The following is a 20,545-nucleotide window of genomic DNA, read 5'->3' as shown; positions in this document are numbered from 1 at the left end:
GAGGGCGGAGGGTCGTCGCGGCTAGGCTCGTCCGGTGCGCCTCGTCATCGCCCAGTGCTCCGTGGACTACACGGGCCGCCTCAACGCCCATCTGCCGCTCGCGACCCGCGTGCTCATGCACAAGGGAGACGGCAGCCTGCTCATCCACTCGGACGGCGGCTCGTACAAGCCCCTCAACTGGATGAGCCCGCCCTGCCGCCTCGACGTCGTCGCGCCCGACGACGAGCTCGTCGCCGCCGGCGTCGTGGAGGTCTGGAAGGTGACGCACCAGAAGACCGGCGACGCGCTCACCGTCCGCATCCACGAGGTGCTGAGCGACACGCGGCACGACCTCGGGGTCGACCCCGGGCTCATCAAGGACGGCGTCGAGGCCGATCTGCAGCGGCTGCTCGCGGAGCAGGTCGAGCTCATCTCGGAGGGCGCGACGCTCGTGCGTCGGGAGTTCCCGACGGCGATCGGCCCCGTCGATCTGCTCGTGCGCGATGCCGAGGGCATCGCGATCGCCGTCGAGGTGAAGCGCCGCGGCGACATCGACGGCGTCGAGCAGCTCACGCGCTACCTCGAACTGCTCGGGCGCGATCCGCACCTCGCGCCCGTGCAGGGCGTGTTCGCCGCACAGGAGATCAAGCCGCAGGCGCGCGTGCTCGCCGAGGACCGCGGCATCCGCTGCCTCACGCTGGACTACGACGAGATGAAGGGGATCGAGTCGGGCGTGCCGCGGCTGTTCTGAGCCGCCCCGGGGTCCCTCCCCCTCCCTTTTCTCCCCCAGGTCGCACTTCCCGGCCCCAAACGGCCATTTCAGGACGGAAACCGCGACCCGGACGAGACACCCCTCCCCCAGGTCGCACTTCCCGGCCCCAAACAGCCACTTCAGGACCGAAACCGCCACCTGGACGACACACCCCCTCCCCCAGGTCCCACTTCCCGGCCCCAAACGGCCATTTCAGGACGGAAACCGCGACCCGGACGAGACGCCGTGCCGGCCGCACCGAGCCGCACCCCGAGAGCCGCCGGAGCCGCCGCGCGGGGCGGACGGACTATGCCCGCGCGATCCGCACCGTCACGAGCTCGAACGGCCGCAGGTCGAGCGCGAGCGCGTCGGCCGGCTGCGCGTCGAGCGCGCGCTCCAGCAGGTCGGTGCGCACCGCGCCCGCTGCCGCGAACCCCGTGACGAGGCGGCCGGATGCACGCCCGCCTCGTGCCTCGTAGAGCCGCACGACGACATCCCCCGAGCCGTCCTCGGCGAGCTTGACGGCCTCGACGAGCACCGACGGCGACCCCTCCACCCGCACGAGGGGCGCGACCGGGGCTCCGCGCCGCACGCGCCCCGGCAGGTTGAGGCGATACCCCTCCCCCGCCGCGTCCAGCACCCCGCCCGCCGACAGCGCGTGGCGGAACACGTGCACCCCCACGTCGGCCGCGGGGTCGGGGAAGACGGGCGCGCGCAGCAGCGACTCCCTCACCCGGGTCGCGGCGCCGCCGCCCTGCCGGGCGATGCGCGTGACGTCGTGCCCGTAGACGCGGTCGTTGGCGATCGTGACCCCGAACCCCGGCTCGTCGACGTGCAGCCAGCGGTGCGCGACGGTCTCGAAGCGCGCGGCGTCCCATGACGTGTTGGCGGCCACGGGGCGGCGGATGTGCCCGAACTGGATCTCCGAGGCCGCGGTGTCGGCGAGCACATCGATATCGAAGGCGAGCTTCAGGAGCTTCTGCCGCTCCCGCCAGTCGACCGTCGTCTCGATGTCGAGTGCGCGGCCATCCGGGGAGAGCGCGAGCCGCTGCGTCACGGACGAGTCGCCCACGGTGCGCACCACCACCACGGCGTCGCCCTCGATCTCGAGCGACTCCACGCGCGCTGCGGGCAGCGGCGTGCGGTTGAAGTGGTGGTCGATGTCCCACGCGTCCCACTGCGTCGGGGTGTCGCGGAACAGCTGCAGCACGTTCCCTCGCCCGCCCGGCGGCACGATCTCGCGCCCGTCGGCCGCGAACGAGACGATCTCGCCCCGCTCGTCGACGACGACGCGCACGTGCTCGCCCTCGATCACGGCGCCATCCGCCTCCGTCGAGGCCCCTGCCGAGCCCCCGCCCACGGCGCCATCCGCCTCCGTCGAGCCCCCTGCCGAGCCCGCACCGGCGCCCGCCGTCGCGACCCGCGCGGCGGCGCGACCGGCAGCCGGCCCCGCCCCGAGCGCCGGCGCCCCGCCGAGCGCGACGGGTGCCGCATTGAACACGACATCGCCGTCGCCGTCGCCCGCGAGGGCGTCGAGGGCGGCCGCGATGATCCCCTCGAGCTGGCGGGCCACGCGCGCGTGGCTCTCCTCGGCCTGCTGGTGCACCCACGCGATCGACGAGCCGGGCAGGATGTCGTGGAACTGCAGCAGCAGCACCGTCTCCCACGCCGAGCGGATGGCCTCTGCCGGGTAGGGAGCGCCCGTGCGGACGGCCGCGGTCGCGGCCCACAGCTCCGCCTCGCGGAGCAGGTGCTCGCTGCGCCGGTTGCCGGCCTTCGTGCCGGCCTGCGAGGTGTAGGTGCCGCGGTGGAACTCGAGGTAGAGCTCGCCCGACCACGTCGCGGGAGAGGGGTGCTCGGCGCGCACCTGGGCGAAGAAGGCGTCGGGGCGGGTCAGCTCGACGCGCGGCGACCCGTCGAGGTCGGCCTTGCGATGCGCTGTCTCGATCATCTCCCGTGTCGGGCCGCCGCCGCCGTCGCCGAATCCGAAGGGTACGAGCGACAGGTCGCTGAGCCCGCGCTCGGCGTTCTGGCGCTCGGCACGGGCGAGGTCCTCTGCTCCGAGGTCGGAGTTGTAGGTGTCGACGGGCGGGAAGTGCGTGAAGACGCGCGTGCCGTCGATCCCCTCCCAGTGGAAGGTGTGGTGCGGCATGACGTTCGTCTCGTTCCACGAGATCTTCTGCGTGAGGAAGTTCTCCGACGCCGATGCCGCGACGATCTGCGGCAGCGCGCCCGAGTACCCGAACGAGTCGGGCAGCCACACCTCCGTCGTCTCGACGCCGAGCTCGCGCAGGAAGAAGCCCTTGCCCGCGACGAACTGCCGCGCGAGGGCCTCCCCGCCGGGCATGTTCGTGTCCGACTCCACCCACATGCCGCCCACGGGCGCCCAGCGGCCCTCGGCGACGCGCTCGCGGATGCGGGCGAACACGTCGGGATAGTGCTCCTTCATCCACGCGTACTGCTGCGCCGACGAGGCGGCGAAGACGAAGTCGGGATGGCGGTCCATGAGGTCGAGCACGTTCGAGAACGTGCGCGCGCACTTGCGGATGGTCTCGCGCACGGGCCAGAGCCAGGCGGAGTCGATGTGCGCGTGCCCGACGGCGGCGACGCGGTGCGCCGACCCCGACGCGGTGACGGCGAGCACGGGCGCGAGCGCGTCGCGCGCCGCCTGCGCGGATCCGGCGACGTCGTCGGGGTCGAGCACGTCGGATGCCCGCTCCAGCGCGCGCAGGATGCCCGCCCGCCGAGGCGAGCGCTCGGGCAGGACGGCGAGCAGCCCCTCGAGCACGGACCAGTCGCGTTCGAGGGCGGCGGCGGCGAGGTCGCGCAGCGCGAGCCAGACGCCGCGCAGGACGTAGATCGGCGCGTCCCCCGCCGTCGCGGGGTCGCCGAGCGGGGTCGGGCGGAACGACCAGTCCGACCCGACGTCGGGGTTGGACGCCGCCTCGATGAAGAGGTCGAACGCGTCGCCGTCGACCGCCACCCAGTCGTTGAGGGGCTCGATGCCCTTCACGAGGCGCCCGTCCGGCGTGCGCACGAGCGCCTCGGCCTGGAAGCCGGGCTGCCCGCCCGTGAACCCGAGGTCGACGACGAGCTCGACCGCGTGCGTGCCCGCTGCCGCGAGCGCGCGCCAGGCGGCCGGCACCTCGCCGCGCACCCGCATCCAGGTCGTGCCCCACGGGCGGCCCCAGGGCGTGCCCGCGGCGAGCGGCGCGTACGCGGCGTCCCGCGCCTCCGCGAACGGCACCGGCTCGCCCGGCGCCTCCCACGCGACGATGTCGACGGGCATCCGCTCGGCACGGACGGCCGGTGCGATGCGGTCGCGGAAGGTGCGGGTGATCCTCCTCGAGACGAGGACGGAGTCGTCGTGCATGACGGGTGTTCCTTTCGGCGGGCGATCAGCCCTTGACGGCGCCGGCGAGGGCGAACGAGCCGCCCGAGAGCCGCGTGACGAGCACGTAGAGCGCGAGGACGGGGACGGAGTAGATGAGCGAGAAGGCGGCGAGCTGTCCGTAGGCGACGGCCCCGTACTGCCCGAAGAAGGCGAAGATGCTGACGGCGGCCGGCTGGCGGTCGGGGCTCAGGAGCAGCACGAAGGGGACGAAGAAGTTCCCCCACGCCTGCATGAACACGAAGATGAACACGACCCCGATCCCCGAGCGCATGAGGGGCATGACGACCCGGGTCAGGGTCGTCAGCATCGACGCCCCGTCCACCCACGCGGCCTCCTCGAGAGAGATGGGCACGCCGTCCATGAAGTTCTTCGTCATCCAGATCGCCATCGGCAGCGACGTCGCGGCGAGGAACAGGATCGTCCCCGGAACGGAGTCGATGAGGTCGAACCACACGAACAGCATGTAGACGGGCACCATCATGGCGGTGATCGGCAGGCACGTGCCGAAGAGCACGCCGTAGAGGAAGGGCTTGTTGATGCGGAGCCGGTACCGCGAGAGCGGGTAGGCCGCCAGCACCGCGACCGCCACGGTCACGATGGCGCATCCGCCCGAGAGCACGACGCTGTTCCACAGCGGCTCGAACGCGAGGTCGGGGGTGAGGACGGCGGCGAAGTTGTCGAGGGTCCACTCCTGCGGGAGCGCGACCGAGAGCGTCGCCCTGCGGTCGAGCGAGGCCAGCACGAGCCAGACGATCGGCAGCAGGAACGCCAGCCCGATGAGCACGAGAACGAGGTTCGCGACGACGCGCAGCCCGCGGCCGCGCGGCGAAGTGAGGGCGAGCGTCATCGGTCCTCCTCGGGTCGAAGGGCGCGGATGTAGATGACGGAGAAGATGCCGCCGACGACGAGCAGGATGGTCGCGATCGCGGTTCCGAAGCCCAGCTCGGAGAACTTGAAGGCCTCCTGGTAGGCGAGGACCGGCAGCGTCGACGAGTCGGTGCCGGGGCCGCCTCCCGTCATGACGTAGATGAGGGTGAACACCGACAGCGTCTGCAGCGTGGTGAGCATGAGGTTCGTCGAGATGCTGCGGCGGATCATCGGCACGGTGATCCAGAGGAACCGCTGCCATCCCCGTGCGCCGTCGACCTCCGCCGACTCGGTGATCTCGGGCGGCACCTCGGAGAGGGCCGCCGAGTACACGAGCATCGAGAACGCCGTGCCGCGCCAGATGTTCGCGAGGATGACCGACAGCATGGGGGCGTCGTAGAGCCACGACGGCCCTTCGATCCCCACGCCGGCCAGGAGCGCGTTCAGGGTGCCGTCCTGCGCGAAGAAGGCGTAGGCCGCGAACGACGCGACGATCTCCGGGAGCACCCAGGCGCCGACCACGATGGTCGAGACGACCGCGCGCACGGGCCGTGCCGACGAGCGCATCGCGACGGCGAGGAGCATCCCGAGGACGTTCTGGCCGAGGATGGCCGAGCCGACGAGGAAGACCAGGGTGAGCCAGACGGACTTCGGGAAGTCGGGGTCGGAGAACAGGTCGATGTAGTTCTGGAAGCCGACGAACTCGGCCTCCCGCGCCGCCGCCCCGCGCAGCGCCGCGTTGGTGAACGCGCCGTAGAACGAGCTGATGACCGGCCCGAGCAGGAACACGGCGAGCAGGACGACGGCGGGCAGCAGCGGGAGCGCGCGCACGGCGTCGCGCCGGAGCGCTCCGCCGCGCGGACGCGGCCCGCCCCGCCGTCGGCGCGGGTCGACGCCGACGACGAGGGCGGTCTCGGAGGCGACGTCAGCCATCCTGCGTGTTCTCCTCGCCGACGATGCCGACGACGGCCTCGTCGTAGGCCGCTGCCGCCTCCTCCGGGGTCTGCTGGCCGGTCATCACGGCCTCCATGGCGACCGTGATCTCGTTGGAGATCTGCGCGTAGTCGCTCGTCGCCGGCCGGTAGTTCGTGACGGGCACGAGCGACGAGAAGAACTCGAACGAGGGGTTCGCGGCGATGTAATCGGGGTCCTCCGCCACGTCCGAGCGCACCGCGATCTGGCTCGCGGCGATGTCGTAGGCCTGCGAGTTGTCCTTGTCGAGTGCGAGGGCGATGAAGTCCCACGCCGCGTCCGGGTTGTCGGAATCGGAGCCCATCGCGAGGGTCCATCCGCCCGACATGCTCACGGCACCGGGCTCCTGGCCGTCCTGCGTCGGCATGGGCGCCTGCGCCATGACTTCCTCCCACTCCGGCCAGGGCGCCGTGCCGGTCTCGAGCCACGTGCCGCTCAGCCACGAGCCGTCGAGCGCGATCGCGAGCTCGCCCGCCGGCAGCCATTCCGCGGCGACCGAGGTGCCGACGTTGGTGTCGAGCGCCTGCTGCGGTGTCGGACCGAGCTCGCCCTGGTAGACGTCGGCGATGAACTGCAGCGAGTCGACGAAGCCCTGCGAGCCCGTGACCCACTTCGACGTCGCGGTGTCGTAGAGGGTGTCCCCCGTCCCGTAGAGCAGCATCTCGAAGCCCTGCATCGCCGCCGCCTCGCCCTGCGGCTTGCCCGAGTAGACGTTGAGCGGGATGACGTCGGGCATCTCGGCGCGGATGGCCTCCGCCGCGTCGAGCACGTCCTGCCACGTCGCGGGCTCCCACGGCACGGGGAGGCCCGCCTGCGCGAAGAGCTCGGTGTTGTACCAGAGGGCGCGGGTGTCGGTGCCCATGGGGATGCCGTAGACGCCGCCGTCGTCGCCGAGCCCCGCCTGCTTGGCGTTGTCGAAGAAGGAGTCCCACTCGTCCCAGTCCGCGACGTAGTCGTCGAGCGGCGCGAGGTATCCGGCGTCGACGTCCGACTTGATCATGAACGTGTCCTCGTACATGACGTCGGGTGCCGTCGAGGGCGACTGGTTCATGAGCGCGAGCTTCGTGAAGTAGTCGTTCTGCTGCGCCTCGATCGGCACGAGCTCGACGGTGATGCCCTCGTGCGTCTCCTCGAAGTCGCTCTTCACCTCCTGGAGCAGATCGTCGAGCTGCGTGAACGTGCCGAACTTCTGGTACGCCACGCGGATCGTGTCCGCGTCGCCGCCCGCGCCTCCGCCGCAGCCGGAGAGCAGCAGCGCCCCTCCGCCCAGCAGTGCCAGCGACGTCATCGTCCTGCGCATCATGAGACTCCTCTGTCGTCGGGCCGGCGCCCCGATGCGCGGCCGTCGCGAATTAATAAATCGTCTTGGTTTACTAAAGTCAAGAGGTCGACGGGTCGATACTGGTCTCGGAGGTGCCCGATGTCGCGACGCGGTGCGAATCTGCCGTCGATCGGCGAGTTCAACCAGTCGGTCGTGCTCGACGTCATCCGGATGGCCCGCGACGGGGTGAGCAGGGTCGAGATCGCCGCTCAGACGGGGCTGTCGTCGCAGACCGCGACGAACGCGACGCGGCGTCTGCTCGCCGCCGGGCTCATCCGCGAGGGCGAGCGCACCGCGATCGGCCCGGGAAAGCCGCGGACGGCGCTGCACCTCGTCCCGCAAGCGCGCTCGGCGATCGGCATCCACCTGGATCCGTCGTTCATCACCTACACCGTCGTCGATCTCGCCGGCGCGGTCGTGGCCCGTGCCGTGACGCCGACGCCGCGCGTGCTCTCGCCCGCGCATGTCGTCGACAGCATGGTCGGCTCGGTCGAGGCGCTCGTCGCCGCGGCGCACGTCGACCGCGATCGGCTCCTCGGCATCGGCATCGCCGCACCCGGTCCCCTCGACCTCGAGCGCGGCACCGTCGACAACCCGCCCCTCCTTCCGGGATGGGACGGCGTGCCGCTGCGCGACGCGCTGGGCGACGCGCTCGGGATGCCCGTGGCGCTCGAGAAGGACGTCACCGCGGCCACGATCGGCGAGCTCTGGTCGGCCGGCGATCCCGACCGCGACGACTTCGCCGTGCTCTACATCGGAACGGGCGTGGGCCTCGGCATCGCGCTCGACCGCAGCGTGCGCCGCGGGGCGACGTCGAACCTCGGCGACATCGGCCATCTGCGCGTCTCGCACGACGGCCCGCTGTGCGCGTGCGGCAACCGCGGCTGCCTCGGCGAGAACATCGCGCCGGCTCGGCTCGTGCGCGAGGCGGCGGAGGCGGGCGCGATCGCACCCGTCTCGCTCGACGACCACGACGCGGTGGCAGCCGCCTACGCCGAGGCGTGCGCCGCGGCCGACGACGACGCCCGCGTCCGGACGATCGTCGACGGCATCGCCGGCGACATCGCGACCGCCGTGGTGCTCGTCGCGAACCTCCTCGACCTCGCCGACGTCGTGGTGAGCGGCGCCTTCTGGAATCACCTCGCGCCCGTCGCGCTCGCCGAGATCCGCCGCAGGGTGGACGCGTCGAAGGCGTACGTGCTGCCGCATCCGCTGCGCGTGGGCACCTCCGTGGTCGGCGCCGACGCCACCGCGGTGGGCGCCGGCTGCCAGGTGCTGAGCGCCGCGTTCGCGCCGTCGTCGACGCCGCTGCTCCGCCCCGCGTCGGCCTGATCCGCCTCCGCTGCCGCGGACGGGTGCGTCGGTAGGGTGGGAGCATGGCGTCGCCCGGCATCTCCCCCTGGTCCTGCATCCTCTGGGACGTCGACGGCACGATCGCCGATGCCTCCGCGGGCATCCTCCCTCGGATCGTCCGGGTGCTGGAGGACCTCGGCCGCACCCCGCCGGGACCGGATGACCTCTCCGCCTGGATCGGCCCGCCCATCCTGGAGTCGTTCCAGGTGCACGCCATGCTGAGCCCGGATGAGGCGGTCGACGCCGTCGAGCGCTACCGCGCGCTCGCGACGCGCGAGGGCTTCGCGTCGTCCGTCGTCCTCTATCCCGGCGTGCCCGAGCTGCTGAGGGAGGTGCACGAGGCGGGCGTGCCGCAGGCCACCGCGAGCTCGAAGCCCGAGAACCAGGTCGCGGGCATCCTCGAGCACTACGGCGTCGACGACTGCTTCGTGACGATGACGGGCGCGTCGCCCGCCGCCGACGCGCTCGACACGAAGTCGACCGTCATCGCGAAGGCGATCGAGCGGATGGCCGCCGCCGGCGTCGACGTGTCGCGGCCCGTGCTCATCGGCGACCGGCACCACGACATCGACGGCGCGGCCGAGCACGGCATCCCCGTCATCCACGTGCGATGGGGCTTCGGCACGCCCGGCGAGGAGGAGGGCGCCGCCGCGGTCGTCGACGACATCGACCAGCTGCGGGCGCTGCTCCTCGCCTCGCCAGGGGGATGACCGTGCCCCGTCTCGAGATCGACCCCGCGACGCTCCTCGCCTGGCTGCTGCCCGCCGCGGTCGTGTTCGGCGGGGCGGCAGCCATCGTGGTCCTCGTCACGTGGATCACGAAGCGCGCGCGTCGGGGCAGACGCGCCCGCACGAAGACGACGACGGCGCTCGACGGCGTCGGCGCGGCCCTCGTCGCACTCGACGACGATCTCGACGAGCTCGAGCTGGAGATCGCGCTGTCGGGCGCGCTGTACGACGGCGACCCGCCCGCGAGCCTGCGCCGTGCGCGCATGAGCGCTCAGCACACACGCGACGACGCCTTCTCGGCGTACCGTGCGCTCCGCGAGGACGACCGCCTCCCGGCGCACGTGCGACGCGACGCGCGAACGCTCCGCACGCGTGTCGATGCCGCCATCCAGAGCGTGGCGGCGGCGCGCGACGACCATCGGGAGTGGACCCGCACGCATGCCGCCGCCGCCGACCAGGTCGCGGCGGCACGCGGGCGGCTCGCCGCGCTGAGGGCGCGCACGGGCGACCCGGCCGCGCTCCTCGCCGAGCTCGCCGAGCGCGCGGATCGCGCGGAGTGGGCGGACGCCGAGGCCGCAGCCGACCGCGCCGGCCGCGAGATCGAGGCGGCCGACGAGAGCCTGCGCGCCGCCGCGGACAAGGCGGCCGATCCGTCCGCGTCCGCCCTCGCCGACCTCGCGGCCGCGGAGCGCGCGCTGCGGTCCGCCGAACGCGGGTTCCGGGTCCTCGAGGAGCGCCACCGCATCGTCGTGCAGTCGGCGCAGGCCGTGGCGGGGGAGCTGACGGGCGCGGCCGGCGCCATCCGCTCGGCCACGGGCATCCGCGCCGCACTCCCGCCCCCCGACGCCGACCGCCTCGGCCGCGAGATCGACGCGGCCGCCCGTCGGCTCGACGAGCTCCGCGCGGAGGCGCAGGCCCGGCCGGTGCATGTGAACGAGGAGATCGCCCGCCTGCGCGACCGGCTCGATCGCGCTCTCGCCGACGCGCGCACCGTGCAGCAGCGCCTGCTGGGCGCGCGAGGCGCCCTGCCCGGCACGCTCGCCGCGGCACGCAGCGCCCTCGCGCGCGCCGAGGCGGCGGTGCAGCCCGGCGCCTCGCTCGAGGCGCGCGTGCGCCTCGATGCGGCGCGGGACGAGCTCGCCCGCGCCCGCCAGGCGCACGACCCGGTGGCGGCGCTCGACGACGCCCGCCGCGCGATCCGCCACGCCGAGGACGCGCAGGCGCTCGCGACGCCCCTGCGCGCCTGATCGCCCCGCGCACGAAGCGCGCGAGCGCACCCCGCGCACGAAAGCGCGCCCGAGCGCCCACGCGCACGCGCACGACGAAGGGCCCGTGCGATCGCTCGCACGGGCCCTTCTGTGTCGCTGTGGATTACAGCGGGCGGATGTTCTCCGCCTGAAGTCCCTTGGGACCCTGCGCGATCTCGAACTCGACGCGCTGGTTCTCCTCGAGCGAGCGGTAGCCGCTCGCGGTGATTGCGGTGTAGTGCGCGAAGACGTCAGAGCCGCCCTCGTCCGGAGCGATGAAGCCGAAGCCCTTCTCCGAGTTGAACCACTTGACGGTGCCCTGCGTGCTCATGTACTGCCGTTCTTGTTGTTGGGTGCCGACGCAGATCTCGCGCCGACATCGTCCACGCTACGGGAGTGCGGCCGGAAATGATAGGGGGCTTTCCCGCAGATGACGCGCCGCGTCGCCTCGTGGCGCCGAGCGTCGCATCCGCCGGAAAGAGAATCAGCCCTCATCGACTAGGGGGGATAGCGATGAGGGCTGGACGACCGAGAGGGACGTCTGCGTACGAGTGTAGCGCACGTGTCCCCCAAATGGGGGACACGGAGCGGATTCATAAGTTGCGTCCGCGGAGGGCCGCCCGCCCGGACGGGAGGCCCTCCGCGGGGGGTCAGAGCCCCTGCGCCACGCGGTAGTACACGGCGTTCCAGCGCAGCTCGCGCTCGAACCCGTCGAGGGTCGTCGCGTCGTCGATCGTGACGAGCTCGATGCCCGAGATCTTCGCGAAGTCGCGGAACACCTCCACGCCCACCTGCGTCGACATGACGGTGTGGTGGGCGGCGCCCGCGGCGAGCCAGGCTGCCGCCGAGGTGTGGAAGTCGGGGGCGGGCTTCCACAGCGCGTGGCCCACCGGGAGCTTGGGCATCGGGGCGGGCAGGTCGACGTTCTCGACGACGTTCGCCACGAGGCGGAACCGGTCGCGCAGGTCGCTCATCGCGACGACGACGGCGGGGCCGGCGTCGGCCGTGAAGACGAGTCGCACGGGGTCCTCGCGGTCGCCGATGCCAAGCGGGTGCACTTCGAGGCGCGGCTTCGCGGTCGTGAGGCTCGGGCTGACCTCGAGCATGTGGGCGCCGAGGATGAGCTCGTTGCCCGGTTCGAGATGGTACGTGTAGTCCTCCATGAGGCTCGCGCCGCCCGGGAGGCCCGCGCCCATGACCGCGGCGAGCCGCACGAGCACCGCCGTCTTCCAGTCGCCCTCCGCGCCGAAGCCGTACCCGTCGGCCATGAGGCGCTGCACCGCGAGGCCGGGCAGCTGGCGCAGCCCGCCCAGGTCCTCGAACGACGTCGTGAAGGCGCTGAAGCCGCCGGCCTCGAGGAACGACCGCAGGCCGATCTCGACCTTCGCGCCGTACCGCAGCGACTCCGCACGCTCCCCGCCCGGCTTCAGCTCGTCGGCGACGTCGTAGAGGTCGAGGTACTCCGCGACGAGCGCGTCGACGTCCGCCTCGCTCGCGGCGTCCACGGCCTCGACGAGGTCGTTCACACCCCAGGTGTTGACCTGGACGCCGAGGCGGATCTCCGCCTCCGTCTTGTCGCCCTCCGTCACGGCGACGTAGCGCATGTTGTCGCCGAAGCGCGCGAGCTTGAGGCCCTGTGAGGCCGCGCGGCCCGCCGCGGCCCGCGTCCACACGCCGACCCGCGCCGTGACGGCAGGGTCGCTGACGTGTCCGACGACGGTCGTGCGCGGGATGCCGAGGCGCGTCTCGATGTACCCGAACTCGCGGTCGCCGTGGGCGGCCTGGTTGAGGTTCATGAAGTCGAAGTCGATGTCGGCGTAGGGCAGCTCCACGTTGACCTGCGTGTGCAGGTGCAGGAGGGGCTTCTGCAGCGCGTTGAGGCCCGCGATCCACATCTTCGCGGGGCTGAAGGTGTGCATCCAGGCGATGAGGCCGATGACGTTGTCGTCGGCGTTGGCCTCGAGCACGACGCGGCGGATCTCGTCCGAGCCCGTCAGCACGGGCTTCCACACGACGCGCACCGGGACATCCGCGGAGTCGACGAGGCCCTGCGCGACCTGCTGCGACTGCTCGGCGACCTGACGGAGCGTCTCCTCTCCGTAGAGGTGCTGGCTCCCCGTGAGGAACCACACCTCGTGCTGTGCGAGATCGGGGATGATGCTTCGGCTCATCGGTTCATGCCTCCCTGGGGCGTCTGGCCGTACACGTTCTGGTAGCGGTTGTAGAGGTGGTCGATCTTCTCCTGCGGGATGGCGACGGGCTCGCCGAGCTGCCGGGAGATGTGGATGCTGCGGGCGGAGTCCTCGACCATGACGGCGGCCTTCACGGCGTCCTTCGCGTCCTTGCCGATCGTGAACGGGCCGTGGTTCTGCATGAGGACGGCGCGCGAGCGGTGCCCGCGCAGCGTCTCGACGATGCCGCGTCCGATGGAGTCGTCGCCGATCACCGCGAAGGGACCGACGGGGATCTCGCCGCCGAACTCGTCGGCCATCCCCGTGATGACGCACGGAATGGGCTCGGCGCGTGCCGCCCAGGCCACGGCGTAGGTGGAGTGGGTGTGGACGACCCCGCCGACCTCCGGCATATTCCGGTACACGTATGCGTGCGCCGCGGTGTCGCTCGACGGGCTGCGGTCGGAGCCGGGCGTGCCGGGGATCACGGCGCCGTCGAGGTCGCACAGGATCATGTTCTCGGGTGCCAGGTCGTCATAGCCCACGCCAGAGGGCTTGATGACGAAGAGGTCTGCGCCGGGCACGCGGCCCGACACGTTGCCGCCGGTCCAGACGACGAGCTGGTAGCGCACGAGCTCGGCATGGAGCGCGGCGACGTCGGCGCGGACGCGCTCGATCGCGCTCTGCACCTCGGGGCTGAAGTCGGTCATTCTGTCCTCACTCGGATTCGGGGGTCGTGACGGGGACGGCCGCGACGGCGGCGTGCTCGATGGCGAGCCCGGCGACCCAGCGGGCGCGGTACGCGTCGAACGCCGCGACCTCGGCGGGCTCGGGGCGGATGGTCTCCGACGCCGCGTCCGAGAGGATGCCGGCGTCGAGCCAGGCGGCGAGCCCCGCCTGCTCGCCGTCGAGGCGGGCACGACGGTAGTGCGCGAGCACCGCGACGCCCCACGCGCCGCCCTCCGACGCGGTCTCGGAGACCGACACCGGGGCATCCAGCGCGGCGGCGAGGATGCGCTGCGCGACGCCCTTCGTGCGGAACACGCCGCCGTGGGCGCGCAGCTCGTCGATCGCGACGCCCTCGTCGGCGAGCGTGCGCATGCCGACGCTCAGCGCGGCGAAGGCCCCCTGCAGCTGCGCGCGGGCGAAGCCGCCGAGCGTGAGCGCCGCGCCGGGCGCGCGCACGATCAGCGGGCGGCCCTCGTCGAGGCCCGCGATCGGCTCTCCCGACAGCAGGTTGTACGCGATGAGGCCGTCTGCGTCGGCGTCGAGCGCGCCGCCCAGGAGGGCGCCGAACACGGCGTCGGGGGCGACGGGGTGGCCGAGGGCCGCGGCGAACTCGCCGAAGAGACCGGCCCACGCGTCGAGCTCGCTCGCGCCGTTGTTGCAGTGCACCATGGCGACGGCGTCGCCGGCGGGGGTCGTGACGATGTCGATCTCGTCGTGGGGCGCGCCGGGTGCGCCCTCCAGCACGACCATGGCGAAGATGCTCGTGCCCGCGCTGACGTTGCCGGTGCGGGGAGCCACGGCTCCCGTCGCCACCATGCCGGTTCCGGCATCTCCCTCGGGCGGGCAGAGCGGCGCGCCCGCCCGGAGCGAGCCGGTCTCGTCGAGCAGGGCGGCGCCATCCGCCGTGAGCGAGCCCGCGTCGTCGCCCGCGCTCAGCACGGCGGGGAGGAGATCGGCGAGGGGGCGCGCGAAGCCGTGAGCGCGGGCCCGCTCGTCGAAGACGGCGAGCTTGCCGGCGTCGTATCCGCCGGCGACCGTGTCGATGGGGAACATGCCGGACGCATCGCCCACGCCGAGCACGCGCCGGCCCGTGAGCAGCTCGTGCACGTAGCCGGCGAGAGTCGTCACGTGCGCGACGCGGGCGACGTGCTCCTCGCCGTCGAGGACCGCCTGGTAGAGATGCGCGGCGGACCACCGCAGCGGGATGGCGAAGTCGAGCGCGTCGCTCAGCTCGGCCGCCGCCGCTCCCGTGTTCGTGTTGCGCCACGTACGGAACGGCACGAGCAGCTCGCCCGCCTCGTCGAAGGCGAGGTAGCCGTGCATCATCGCCGAGACGCCGATCGCCGCGACCTCCGACGGGCGCACGCCGTGGCTGCGCTCGACCTCCGCGGCGAGCTCGGCATAGGCGGCGCGGATGCCCGCGCGGACCTCGTCGAGCCCGTAGGTCCACAGGCCGTCGACGAGCCGGTTCTCCCAGGTGTACCCGCCCGATGCGAGCGTCGTGCCGTCCGGCGCGACCAGGCACGCCTTGATCCGCGTGGATCCCAACTCGATCCCGAGCGCCGCCTGCGCGATCGCCTCCGCCATCCGTCCTCCTCGACATGCATGTGAGCGCTCACATCAGCGCGCGTCTCAGCGTACCCGCCGTCGGCATCCCGTGCAATCGCGCGCCGGCACGACGACTGCGCCGGCGGGGGCGCGTGCCGCGGCCATCCGATCCCGGCTCCGGCCATCCCCTCCCGGCTCCGGGCGTCCCCTCCCGGCTCCGACCATCCCGGTTGGACACTCCGCCCAGGTCGCACTTCGCGGCCCCACACACCCCGAAACGGACGCGAACCGCCACCCGAACGACAGCACCGCCCGCCCGGGTCGCAGTTCGCGGCCCCACACGCCGCGATACGGACGCGAACCGCCACCCGAACGACAGCACCGCCCGCCCGGGTCGCAGTTCGCGGCCCCAAGCGCCGCGATACGGACGCGAACCGCCACCCGGACGACAGCCGCCATCCGGACGACGGCAGCGGGCTAGCGACGCGGAGAGGCCGTCGAACCGCGCACGACGAGCCGCGGCGCGACGGAGTCCGACACCGGACCGTCCGCGCCGTCGAGCCGCGCGACGAGCCCCGCGACCGCCAGCCGGCCGATCTCGGCGAAGTCCTGATGGGCGGTCGTGAGCGGGGGCAGGCTGTGCGCCGCCTCCGGGATGTCGTCGAACCCCGTCACGCTGATGTCGCGCGGCACCGTGACGTCGCGATCGGCGAGACCGTGCACGATCCCCAGCGCCATCTGGTCGTTCCCGGCGAGCACCGCGGTCGCCTCGGGCGCGAGAGCTGCGGCGAGCGCGTACCCGGCGTCGGCCGTCCAGTCGCCCGCGAGCACCGGGAGAGCCGGCAGCCCGCGGTCGGCGACCGCCGCCTCGAACGCGTCCCTCCGCAGGTCGGCCTCGATGTAGCCGCTCGGTCCTGCCACGTGCTGGATGGCCGTGTGCCCGAGCGCGACGAGGTGGTCGAGCAGGGCGTCGACCCCCGCGCGCTGATCGACGGCCACCGCGTCGGGGCCTTCGCCGCCCGCCTGCAGGGCGAGCACGGGCAGACCCGCCCCCTCCAGCTCAGCCAGCATCGACCGATAGGGCGCGATCGCGACGAGCGCCTCGACGGAGTGGTCGAGGAGGAACTCGATCCCCGCGCGCGCGGCATCCGACTCGGGCACGACGCTCGTCACGAGCGGACGGTACCCCGCGTCGCGCACGGCGTGCTCGACGGCGAGCAGCGTGCTCACGGCGCCGTACGCGGCGGTCGCGGGCGCGAGGATGCCGATCGACCCCGTCCGGTTCGTCGCGAGCGTGCGCGCCGCGACGCTGCGCCGGTACCCCAGATCGCGGATGGCCTCGCGCACCTTCTCGCGCGTGGCCGGCCGGATGCCCTCGTAGTCGTTGAGCACGCGCGACACGGTCTGGTGGGAGACGCCCGCGCGCTGCGCGACGTCGTAGATGCTCGGCACCCGCCGCTGCTGCGCCATCCTGCCCTCCCGTCCCGACCACGGTAGCGGGCCGTGGTGCGCGGACCGTACTCCCGGCCGTCCGGGCCATCCGCCTTCAAGGGCATCCGCCATGCGGGCCATCCGCCTTCAGGACGCACCCGCCGATGCCGTCATCGCCCGCACCGCCCGTCGGACCCGTGATGCAGACACCCACTCCTGTCACCCGACACGCCCACGCCCGTCCCACGCATCCGAATCCCGGCCCGCCCAGACGCCGCGCGCAGCCTGGCTCGGCCCCGCCGCCCGACTCCCCCACCCATCCCGCCGCCCGGATGTCGGCGCCGCGCCGTATGGTCGCGGCATGAACGGAATCGTGCCGCCCTTCCTGCTCGAGCGCCTCGCCGACCACGCCGAGCCGGCCGTCGCGACCTGCGCGCAGCAGACGCTCGCCGTCGACGGCTCGCTGCGCACCCGCCGATCGGCGTCGGCTGCCCGGCCGATGTTCGCGACGACGGCGACCGCAGAAGCGGGCCCGCAGCGCACGATCTCCGACGCGGGCGGATCCACGGCCCTCCCCGGCCGCACGGCGCGGCGCGAGGGCGATCCGGCGACGGGCGACCGCTCCGTCGACGAGGCGTACGACGCCCTCGGCGCGACCTGGGAGTTGCTGCACTCCGCGTTCGGCCGCGATTCGCTCGACGGCGCGGGCCGTCCGCTCCTCGCCACGGTGCACTACGGCGAGCGCTACGACAACGCGTTCTGGGATGGCGAGCGGATGGTGTTCGGCGACGGCGACGGCGAGATCTTCGGCTCGTTCACCGCCGCCGTCGACGTCGTGGGGCACGAGCTCGCCCACGGCCTCGTCCAGGCGACCGTCGACCTCGTCTACCAGGGGCAGTCCGGCGCCCTCAACGAGTCGATCGCGGATGTCGTCGGCAGCCTCGTCAAGCAGCACCTCCTGAGGCAGACGTCCGAGGAGGCCGACTGGCTCATCGGCGCCGGGCTCTTCACCGATCGGGTCGAGGGCGTCGCCCTGCGCTCGATGGCGGCCCCCGGAACGGCGTACGACGACGACGTGCTCGGGAAGGACCCGCAGCCCGCCACGATGGCCGGCTACGTCGTCACATCGAGCGACAACGGCGGCGTGCACATCAACTCCGGCATCCCGAACCACGCGTTCTTCCTCGCCGCGACCGCGATCGGCGGCCCCGCGTGGGAGGGCGCGGGCCGCGTGTGGATGGACGTGCTCGAGCAGCGCGCCGTGGCGCCCGACGCCGACTTCGCGACGTTCGCGGCCGCCACCGTCGCCGCGGCCGCCGCCCGGTTCGGCGCGGACTCGCGCGAGAGAGCTGCGGTGTCCGACGCCTGGGCGCAGGTCGGCGTCGACCTCGACAGCGCGTCGGCAGCGGATGGCCCGGCCGTGGGCGACGAGACCGTGCGCGTCGAGCGGTCGGGGGGCCTCCTCGGCCGGGTCCACGTCGCCGAGGTGCCGGAGTCGGCGCTTCCCGACCCCGAGCGCGAGCGCCTCGAGGAGCTCGTCGACTCCGGCGCGCTCGCCGATCTGACCGACGCCCCGCCGAAGCCCGACGCCTATACGTGGCGGATCGAGATCTCCCAGCGCATCGACATCACGGTCGGCGAGGGCGAGCTCCCCGACGACGTCCTCTCGCTGCTCCGGAGCATCCTCGACCGCGGCGACCGCCGCCGCTGACCGACCCGCACGCGCCCGCGCCACCCGCACGGCGGAGATTCAGCCCGCCGGCTTCGTCGCGATCCCGTCGAGCCACAGCGTGTCGGAGGCGTCGGCGTGCGCGCCGCCCGACCCGACGTGCTTCGCGTCGATCACGGCGCCCTTCGTGATGACGTGCACGAGGGCCATCCCGTGGCCCCGGCCGAGGCCGTGCTCGTCCTTCAGCCATTCCAGGATGGGCGTCGCCTTCGTCCCGGGGCCGAACCCGCGCTGCGCGGCGAGGTCGATGAACTGCCGCGGGGTCAGCCCCGTCTTCGTCTCGATGTTGTCGAGGTAGGCCTGGAACGACATGGGTCTCCGATCGGTGTGCGGACACCATCAGCATGGCGGGAAGGGCCGCGGACGGCTACTCCCGCGGCGGCGTCTTCACGAGCGCGCCCGCGACGATGAAGCACACCGCCCCGGCGATGTGCAGCGGCGCCCACGCCTCGTTCGGCAGGTCGATCGGATAGGCCGGGTTCCACAGCACGACGACCGCGACGAACACGACTCCCCACCACCACTGACCGGCAGAGAACGAGAACCACGCGACGATCGCGGCGAGGATCGCGACGACGAACCGGATGACGAGGTACGCGTCCGACTCCAGCAGCGCGGGCCCGACGAACAGCGCCGCGGCGCCGATGAGGCCGGGCGCGAAGGCGTTGCGCTGCGGCGCCGGCTCCTTCTTCCCGCTCATCGGATGGCCGGCCGGGAGTCGTGAGCGCGCATCCCTCGATCGTAGGCGCCGCAGACGAGAAGAGCCCCGGTCCGAAGACCGGGGCTCTGCCTGTGCGCGAGGTGGGACTTGAACCCACACGCCCGTGAAGGCACTGGCACCTGAAGCCAGCGCGTCTGCCAATTCCGCCACTCGCGCAGAGTCCGAATCGCTCCGGACCCAACTTCCCGAGGATATCACGGGCCGCGAGCACCCGCGAAACCGGGCCACGGCGGGCGCGTCGACACCCCGATGTCCCCCGAGAGGATGATCCTCATCCCCCTCGCGTCGCCATCCGACGCCGCACGGCACCGCGCTTCCAGGCGATCTGGCTAACATGACCCTGACCAGTCGGCCTGCCAGAGGAGCCCCGTGGGACTACTTGACAGCTTCGAGAAGGGACTCGAGCGCGTCGTCAACGGCGCGTTCGCCAAGACCTTCCGCAGCGGGCTCCAGCCCGTCGAGATCGCGTCCGCGCTGCGGAGCGAGCTCGACAAGAAGGCCGCCATCGTCACCCGCGACCGCGTGCTCGCCCCCAACTCCTTCACCGTCAGCCTCAGCCCCGCCGACGCCGAGCGGATGGCCGCGCTCGGCTCCGCGCTCACCACCGAGCTCGACGAGATCGTGCGGGCGCACGCCTCGAAGCAGGGCTACAGCCTCCCCGGTCCCGTCGCGATCACGCTGCGCACCGACCCCCAGGTGTCGACGGGCACGCTCGGCGTCGACTCCGTCACGGCCGAGGGCCGCGTCGACTGGCGCGCCGTCGTCGAGATCTCGGGCCGCCGCCATCCGCTCGCCCGGGCACGCACGGTCATCGGGCGAGGCAGCGACGCCGACATCACGATCCCCGACCCCGGCACGAGCCGGCGGCACGTCGAGGTGCTGTGGGACGGCGAGCGCGCCATGGTGCGCGACCTCGGCTCCACGAACGGGTCGAAGCTCGACGGCCGCACCGTGAAGCAGGCCCCCCTCGAGAACGGGCAGGTCATCACGATCGGACGCACCGACATCGTCTTCCGGCTCGTCCCCCTCACCGCCCCCGAGCAGCGCGTGGCCCGCCACGAGGCGGTCACGGAGCTGTACGACTTCCGTGGAGGGGATCGATGAACGAGCTCACCCAGCTGCTGCTCCAGTACGCGTTCCTCCTCGTGCTGTGGCTCTTCGTCTTCGCCGTCGTGTTCTCGCTGCGGGCCGACATCTTCGGCGTCCGGGTGCGGAAGCTCCCGCAGTCGGCTGCCGCCGCCCCGCCCGCGGCGAGCGCGCCGTCGACTCCCCCGCGTCCCTCCCCGCCCGTCGCGGCCGCCTCGCCGGGCACGCGCATCGTCATCACCTCGGGGCCGAAGGCGGGGCTCGAGCTCCCCCTCGGACGCGACGCGCTCACGATCGGACGCTCGAGCGAGTCGGGACTCGTCATCCGCGACGACTACACCTCGAGCCATCACGCGCGACTCCTCCTGCGCGGCGACCAGTGGGTCCTGCAGGACCTCGAGTCGACCAACGGCACGTTCCTCGACGGCCAGCGCGTCTCGCCGAACACCCCCGTCCCCGTTCCGTTCGGCGTCCCGGTCAAGGTCGGCGCCACGACCTTCGAGCTGCGGAAGTAACCC

The 20,545-nt window shown here is 72.8% G+C and carries 18 protein-coding genes and 1 tRNA gene; 7 read left to right on the top strand and 12 right to left on the bottom strand.

The annotated features are described in order from the left end of the window. Positions 1–34: 34 nt before the first annotated feature. Entirely contained in the window at positions 35–730 is a 696-nt protein-coding gene (gene nucS, locus ACWGPF_RS07990) for an endonuclease NucS (RefSeq protein WP_452332323.1), read from the top strand. A gap of 307 nt (positions 731–1,037) precedes the next feature. On the opposite strand, the gene ACWGPF_RS07985 is transcribed toward nucS, so the two are convergent. The 4 genes from ACWGPF_RS07985 to ACWGPF_RS07970 are packed head-to-tail and all read right to left on the bottom strand — an operon-like array spanning position 1,038 to position 7,263. Continuing rightward, positions 1,038–4,103 (bottom strand): alpha-mannosidase, encoded by a 3,066-nt coding sequence (locus tag ACWGPF_RS07985; RefSeq protein ID WP_452332322.1) that lies wholly within the window; start codon positions 4,101–4,103, stop codon positions 1,038–1,040. Positions 4,104–4,128: 25 nt separating this feature from the next. After that, positions 4,129–4,971, bottom strand: a complete 843-nt coding sequence (locus tag ACWGPF_RS07980) for a carbohydrate ABC transporter permease (protein WP_452332321.1) — start codon at positions 4,969–4,971, stop codon at positions 4,129–4,131. Further along, positions 4,968–5,924, bottom strand: coding sequence for a carbohydrate ABC transporter permease (locus ACWGPF_RS07975; RefSeq protein WP_452332320.1), 957 nt, complete (start codon positions 5,922–5,924; stop codon positions 4,968–4,970). Before ACWGPF_RS07975 ends, ACWGPF_RS07980 begins: the two co-directional genes overlap by 4 nt. Further along, on the bottom strand, positions 5,917–7,263 hold the full coding sequence (locus ACWGPF_RS07970; RefSeq protein WP_452332337.1) for an extracellular solute-binding protein: 1,347 nt from the start codon (positions 7,261–7,263) through the stop codon (positions 5,917–5,919). The genes ACWGPF_RS07975 and ACWGPF_RS07970 overlap by 8 nt, the downstream gene beginning before the upstream one ends. A gap of 120 nt (positions 7,264–7,383) precedes the next feature. On the opposite strand from ACWGPF_RS07970, the gene ACWGPF_RS07965 reads away from it, so the two are divergent. From ACWGPF_RS07965 to ACWGPF_RS07955, 3 genes are read left to right on the top strand one after another with little or no spacing between them, the layout of a single operon-like run. After that, positions 7,384–8,616, top strand: a complete 1,233-nt coding sequence (locus ACWGPF_RS07965; RefSeq protein ID WP_452332319.1) for an ROK family protein — start codon at positions 7,384–7,386, stop codon at positions 8,614–8,616. Positions 8,617–8,660: 44 nt separating this feature from the next. Next, entirely contained in the window at positions 8,661–9,347 is a 687-nt protein-coding gene (locus ACWGPF_RS07960) for an HAD hydrolase-like protein (RefSeq protein ID WP_452332318.1), read from the top strand. Then, positions 9,344–10,612: a hypothetical protein gene (locus tag ACWGPF_RS07955; protein ID WP_452332317.1), complete on the top strand. Its 1,269-nt coding sequence runs from the start codon at positions 9,344–9,346 to the stop codon at positions 10,610–10,612. Before ACWGPF_RS07960 ends, ACWGPF_RS07955 begins: the two co-directional genes overlap by 4 nt. Before the next feature lie 124 nt (positions 10,613–10,736). Here ACWGPF_RS07955 and ACWGPF_RS07950 read toward each other — a convergent pair whose 3' ends face one another. The 5 genes from ACWGPF_RS07950 to ACWGPF_RS07930 form a co-directional block, all read right to left on the bottom strand. Beyond that, positions 10,737–10,943 (bottom strand): cold-shock protein, encoded by a 207-nt coding sequence (locus tag ACWGPF_RS07950; RefSeq protein WP_156242614.1) that lies wholly within the window; start codon positions 10,941–10,943, stop codon positions 10,737–10,739. A gap of 319 nt (positions 10,944–11,262) precedes the next feature. Then, positions 11,263–12,783: an L-arabinose isomerase gene (gene araA, locus ACWGPF_RS07945; protein ID WP_452332316.1), complete on the bottom strand. Its 1,521-nt coding sequence runs from the start codon at positions 12,781–12,783 to the stop codon at positions 11,263–11,265. Next, on the bottom strand, positions 12,780–13,493 hold the full coding sequence (locus ACWGPF_RS07940) for an L-ribulose-5-phosphate 4-epimerase (RefSeq protein WP_452332315.1): 714 nt from the start codon (positions 13,491–13,493) through the stop codon (positions 12,780–12,782). Before ACWGPF_RS07940 ends, araA begins: the two co-directional genes overlap by 4 nt. 7 nt (positions 13,494–13,500) lie before the next feature. Then, the gene (locus ACWGPF_RS07935; protein ID WP_452332314.1) at positions 13,501–15,099 is read right to left on the bottom strand and encodes a xylulokinase; all 1,599 of its coding nucleotides are present in this window, start codon (positions 15,097–15,099) and stop codon (positions 13,501–13,503) included. Between the two features lie 438 nt (positions 15,100–15,537). Then, positions 15,538–16,530 (bottom strand): LacI family DNA-binding transcriptional regulator, encoded by a 993-nt coding sequence (locus tag ACWGPF_RS07930; protein ID WP_452332313.1) that lies wholly within the window; start codon positions 16,528–16,530, stop codon positions 15,538–15,540. A gap of 322 nt (positions 16,531–16,852) precedes the next feature. Here ACWGPF_RS07930 and ACWGPF_RS07925 point away from each other — a divergent pair, with 322 nt between their 5' ends. Continuing rightward, the gene (locus ACWGPF_RS07925) at positions 16,853–18,202 is read left to right on the top strand and encodes a protealysin inhibitor emfourin (protein WP_452332312.1); all 1,350 of its coding nucleotides are present in this window, start codon (positions 16,853–16,855) and stop codon (positions 18,200–18,202) included. Between the two features lie 39 nt (positions 18,203–18,241). Here ACWGPF_RS07925 and ACWGPF_RS07920 read toward each other — a convergent pair whose 3' ends face one another. The 3 genes from ACWGPF_RS07920 to ACWGPF_RS07910 all read right to left on the bottom strand — a co-directional run bounded on the left by ACWGPF_RS07920 (position 18,242) and on the right by ACWGPF_RS07910 (position 19,097). Beyond that, positions 18,242–18,532: a DUF4287 domain-containing protein gene (locus tag ACWGPF_RS07920; protein WP_452332311.1), complete on the bottom strand. Its 291-nt coding sequence runs from the start codon at positions 18,530–18,532 to the stop codon at positions 18,242–18,244. Positions 18,533–18,587: 55 nt separating this feature from the next. Next, positions 18,588–18,920, bottom strand: coding sequence for a DUF6804 family protein (locus ACWGPF_RS07915; protein ID WP_452332310.1), 333 nt, complete (start codon positions 18,918–18,920; stop codon positions 18,588–18,590). Between the two features lie 93 nt (positions 18,921–19,013). Beyond that, positions 19,014–19,097: transfer RNA gene (locus tag ACWGPF_RS07910), tRNA-Leu, on the bottom strand. Between the two features lie 213 nt (positions 19,098–19,310). On the opposite strand from ACWGPF_RS07910, the gene ACWGPF_RS07905 reads away from it, so the two are divergent. Further along, entirely contained in the window at positions 19,311–20,045 is a 735-nt protein-coding gene (locus ACWGPF_RS07905; RefSeq protein ID WP_452332309.1) for an FhaA domain-containing protein, read from the top strand. Beyond that, positions 20,042–20,542: an FHA domain-containing protein FhaB/FipA gene (locus ACWGPF_RS07900; RefSeq protein ID WP_452332308.1), complete on the top strand. Its 501-nt coding sequence runs from the start codon at positions 20,042–20,044 to the stop codon at positions 20,540–20,542. The genes ACWGPF_RS07905 and ACWGPF_RS07900 overlap by 4 nt, the downstream gene beginning before the upstream one ends. Positions 20,543–20,545 lie beyond the last annotated feature (3 nt).

The organism is Microbacterium sp. NPDC055683, assembly GCF_053617895.1.
This window is presented reverse-complemented; position numbering and strand designations above follow the sequence as displayed.

What these genes read in the sequence shown, in the direction of transcription:
- ACWGPF_RS07900 (WP_452332308.1), top strand. Translation starts at nt 20,042, where the DNA reads ATGAACGAGCTCACCCAGCTGCTGCTCCAGTACGCGTTCCTCCTCGTG.
- araA (WP_452332316.1), bottom strand. Translation starts at nt 12,783, where the DNA reads ATGAGCCGAAGCATCATCCCCGATCTCGCACAGCACGAGGTGTGGTTC.
- ACWGPF_RS07920 (WP_452332311.1), bottom strand. Translation starts at nt 18,532, where the DNA reads ATGTCGTTCCAGGCCTACCTCGACAACATCGAGACGAAGACGGGGCTG.
- ACWGPF_RS07960 (WP_452332318.1), top strand. Translation starts at nt 8,661, where the DNA reads ATGGCGTCGCCCGGCATCTCCCCCTGGTCCTGCATCCTCTGGGACGTC.
- ACWGPF_RS07975 (WP_452332320.1), bottom strand. Translation starts at nt 5,924, where the DNA reads ATGGCTGACGTCGCCTCCGAGACCGCCCTCGTCGTCGGCGTCGACCCG.
- ACWGPF_RS07925 (WP_452332312.1), top strand. Translation starts at nt 16,853, where the DNA reads ATGAACGGAATCGTGCCGCCCTTCCTGCTCGAGCGCCTCGCCGACCAC.
- ACWGPF_RS07955 (WP_452332317.1), top strand. Translation starts at nt 9,344, where the DNA reads ATGACCGTGCCCCGTCTCGAGATCGACCCCGCGACGCTCCTCGCCTGG.
- ACWGPF_RS07980 (WP_452332321.1), bottom strand. Translation starts at nt 4,971, where the DNA reads ATGACGCTCGCCCTCACTTCGCCGCGCGGCCGCGGGCTGCGCGTCGTC.
- ACWGPF_RS07985 (WP_452332322.1), bottom strand. Translation starts at nt 4,103, where the DNA reads ATGCACGACGACTCCGTCCTCGTCTCGAGGAGGATCACCCGCACCTTC.
- ACWGPF_RS07965 (WP_452332319.1), top strand. Translation starts at nt 7,384, where the DNA reads ATGTCGCGACGCGGTGCGAATCTGCCGTCGATCGGCGAGTTCAACCAG.
- ACWGPF_RS07940 (WP_452332315.1), bottom strand. Translation starts at nt 13,493, where the DNA reads ATGACCGACTTCAGCCCCGAGGTGCAGAGCGCGATCGAGCGCGTCCGC.
- ACWGPF_RS07970 (WP_452332337.1), bottom strand. Translation starts at nt 7,263, where the DNA reads ATGCGCAGGACGATGACGTCGCTGGCACTGCTGGGCGGAGGGGCGCTG.
- ACWGPF_RS07930 (WP_452332313.1), bottom strand. Translation starts at nt 16,530, where the DNA reads ATGGCGCAGCAGCGGCGGGTGCCGAGCATCTACGACGTCGCGCAGCGC.
- ACWGPF_RS07950 (WP_156242614.1), bottom strand. Translation starts at nt 10,943, where the DNA reads ATGAGCACGCAGGGCACCGTCAAGTGGTTCAACTCGGAGAAGGGCTTC.
- ACWGPF_RS07915 (WP_452332310.1), bottom strand. Translation starts at nt 18,920, where the DNA reads ATGAGCGGGAAGAAGGAGCCGGCGCCGCAGCGCAACGCCTTCGCGCCC.
- ACWGPF_RS07935 (WP_452332314.1), bottom strand. Translation starts at nt 15,099, where the DNA reads ATGGCGGAGGCGATCGCGCAGGCGGCGCTCGGGATCGAGTTGGGATCC.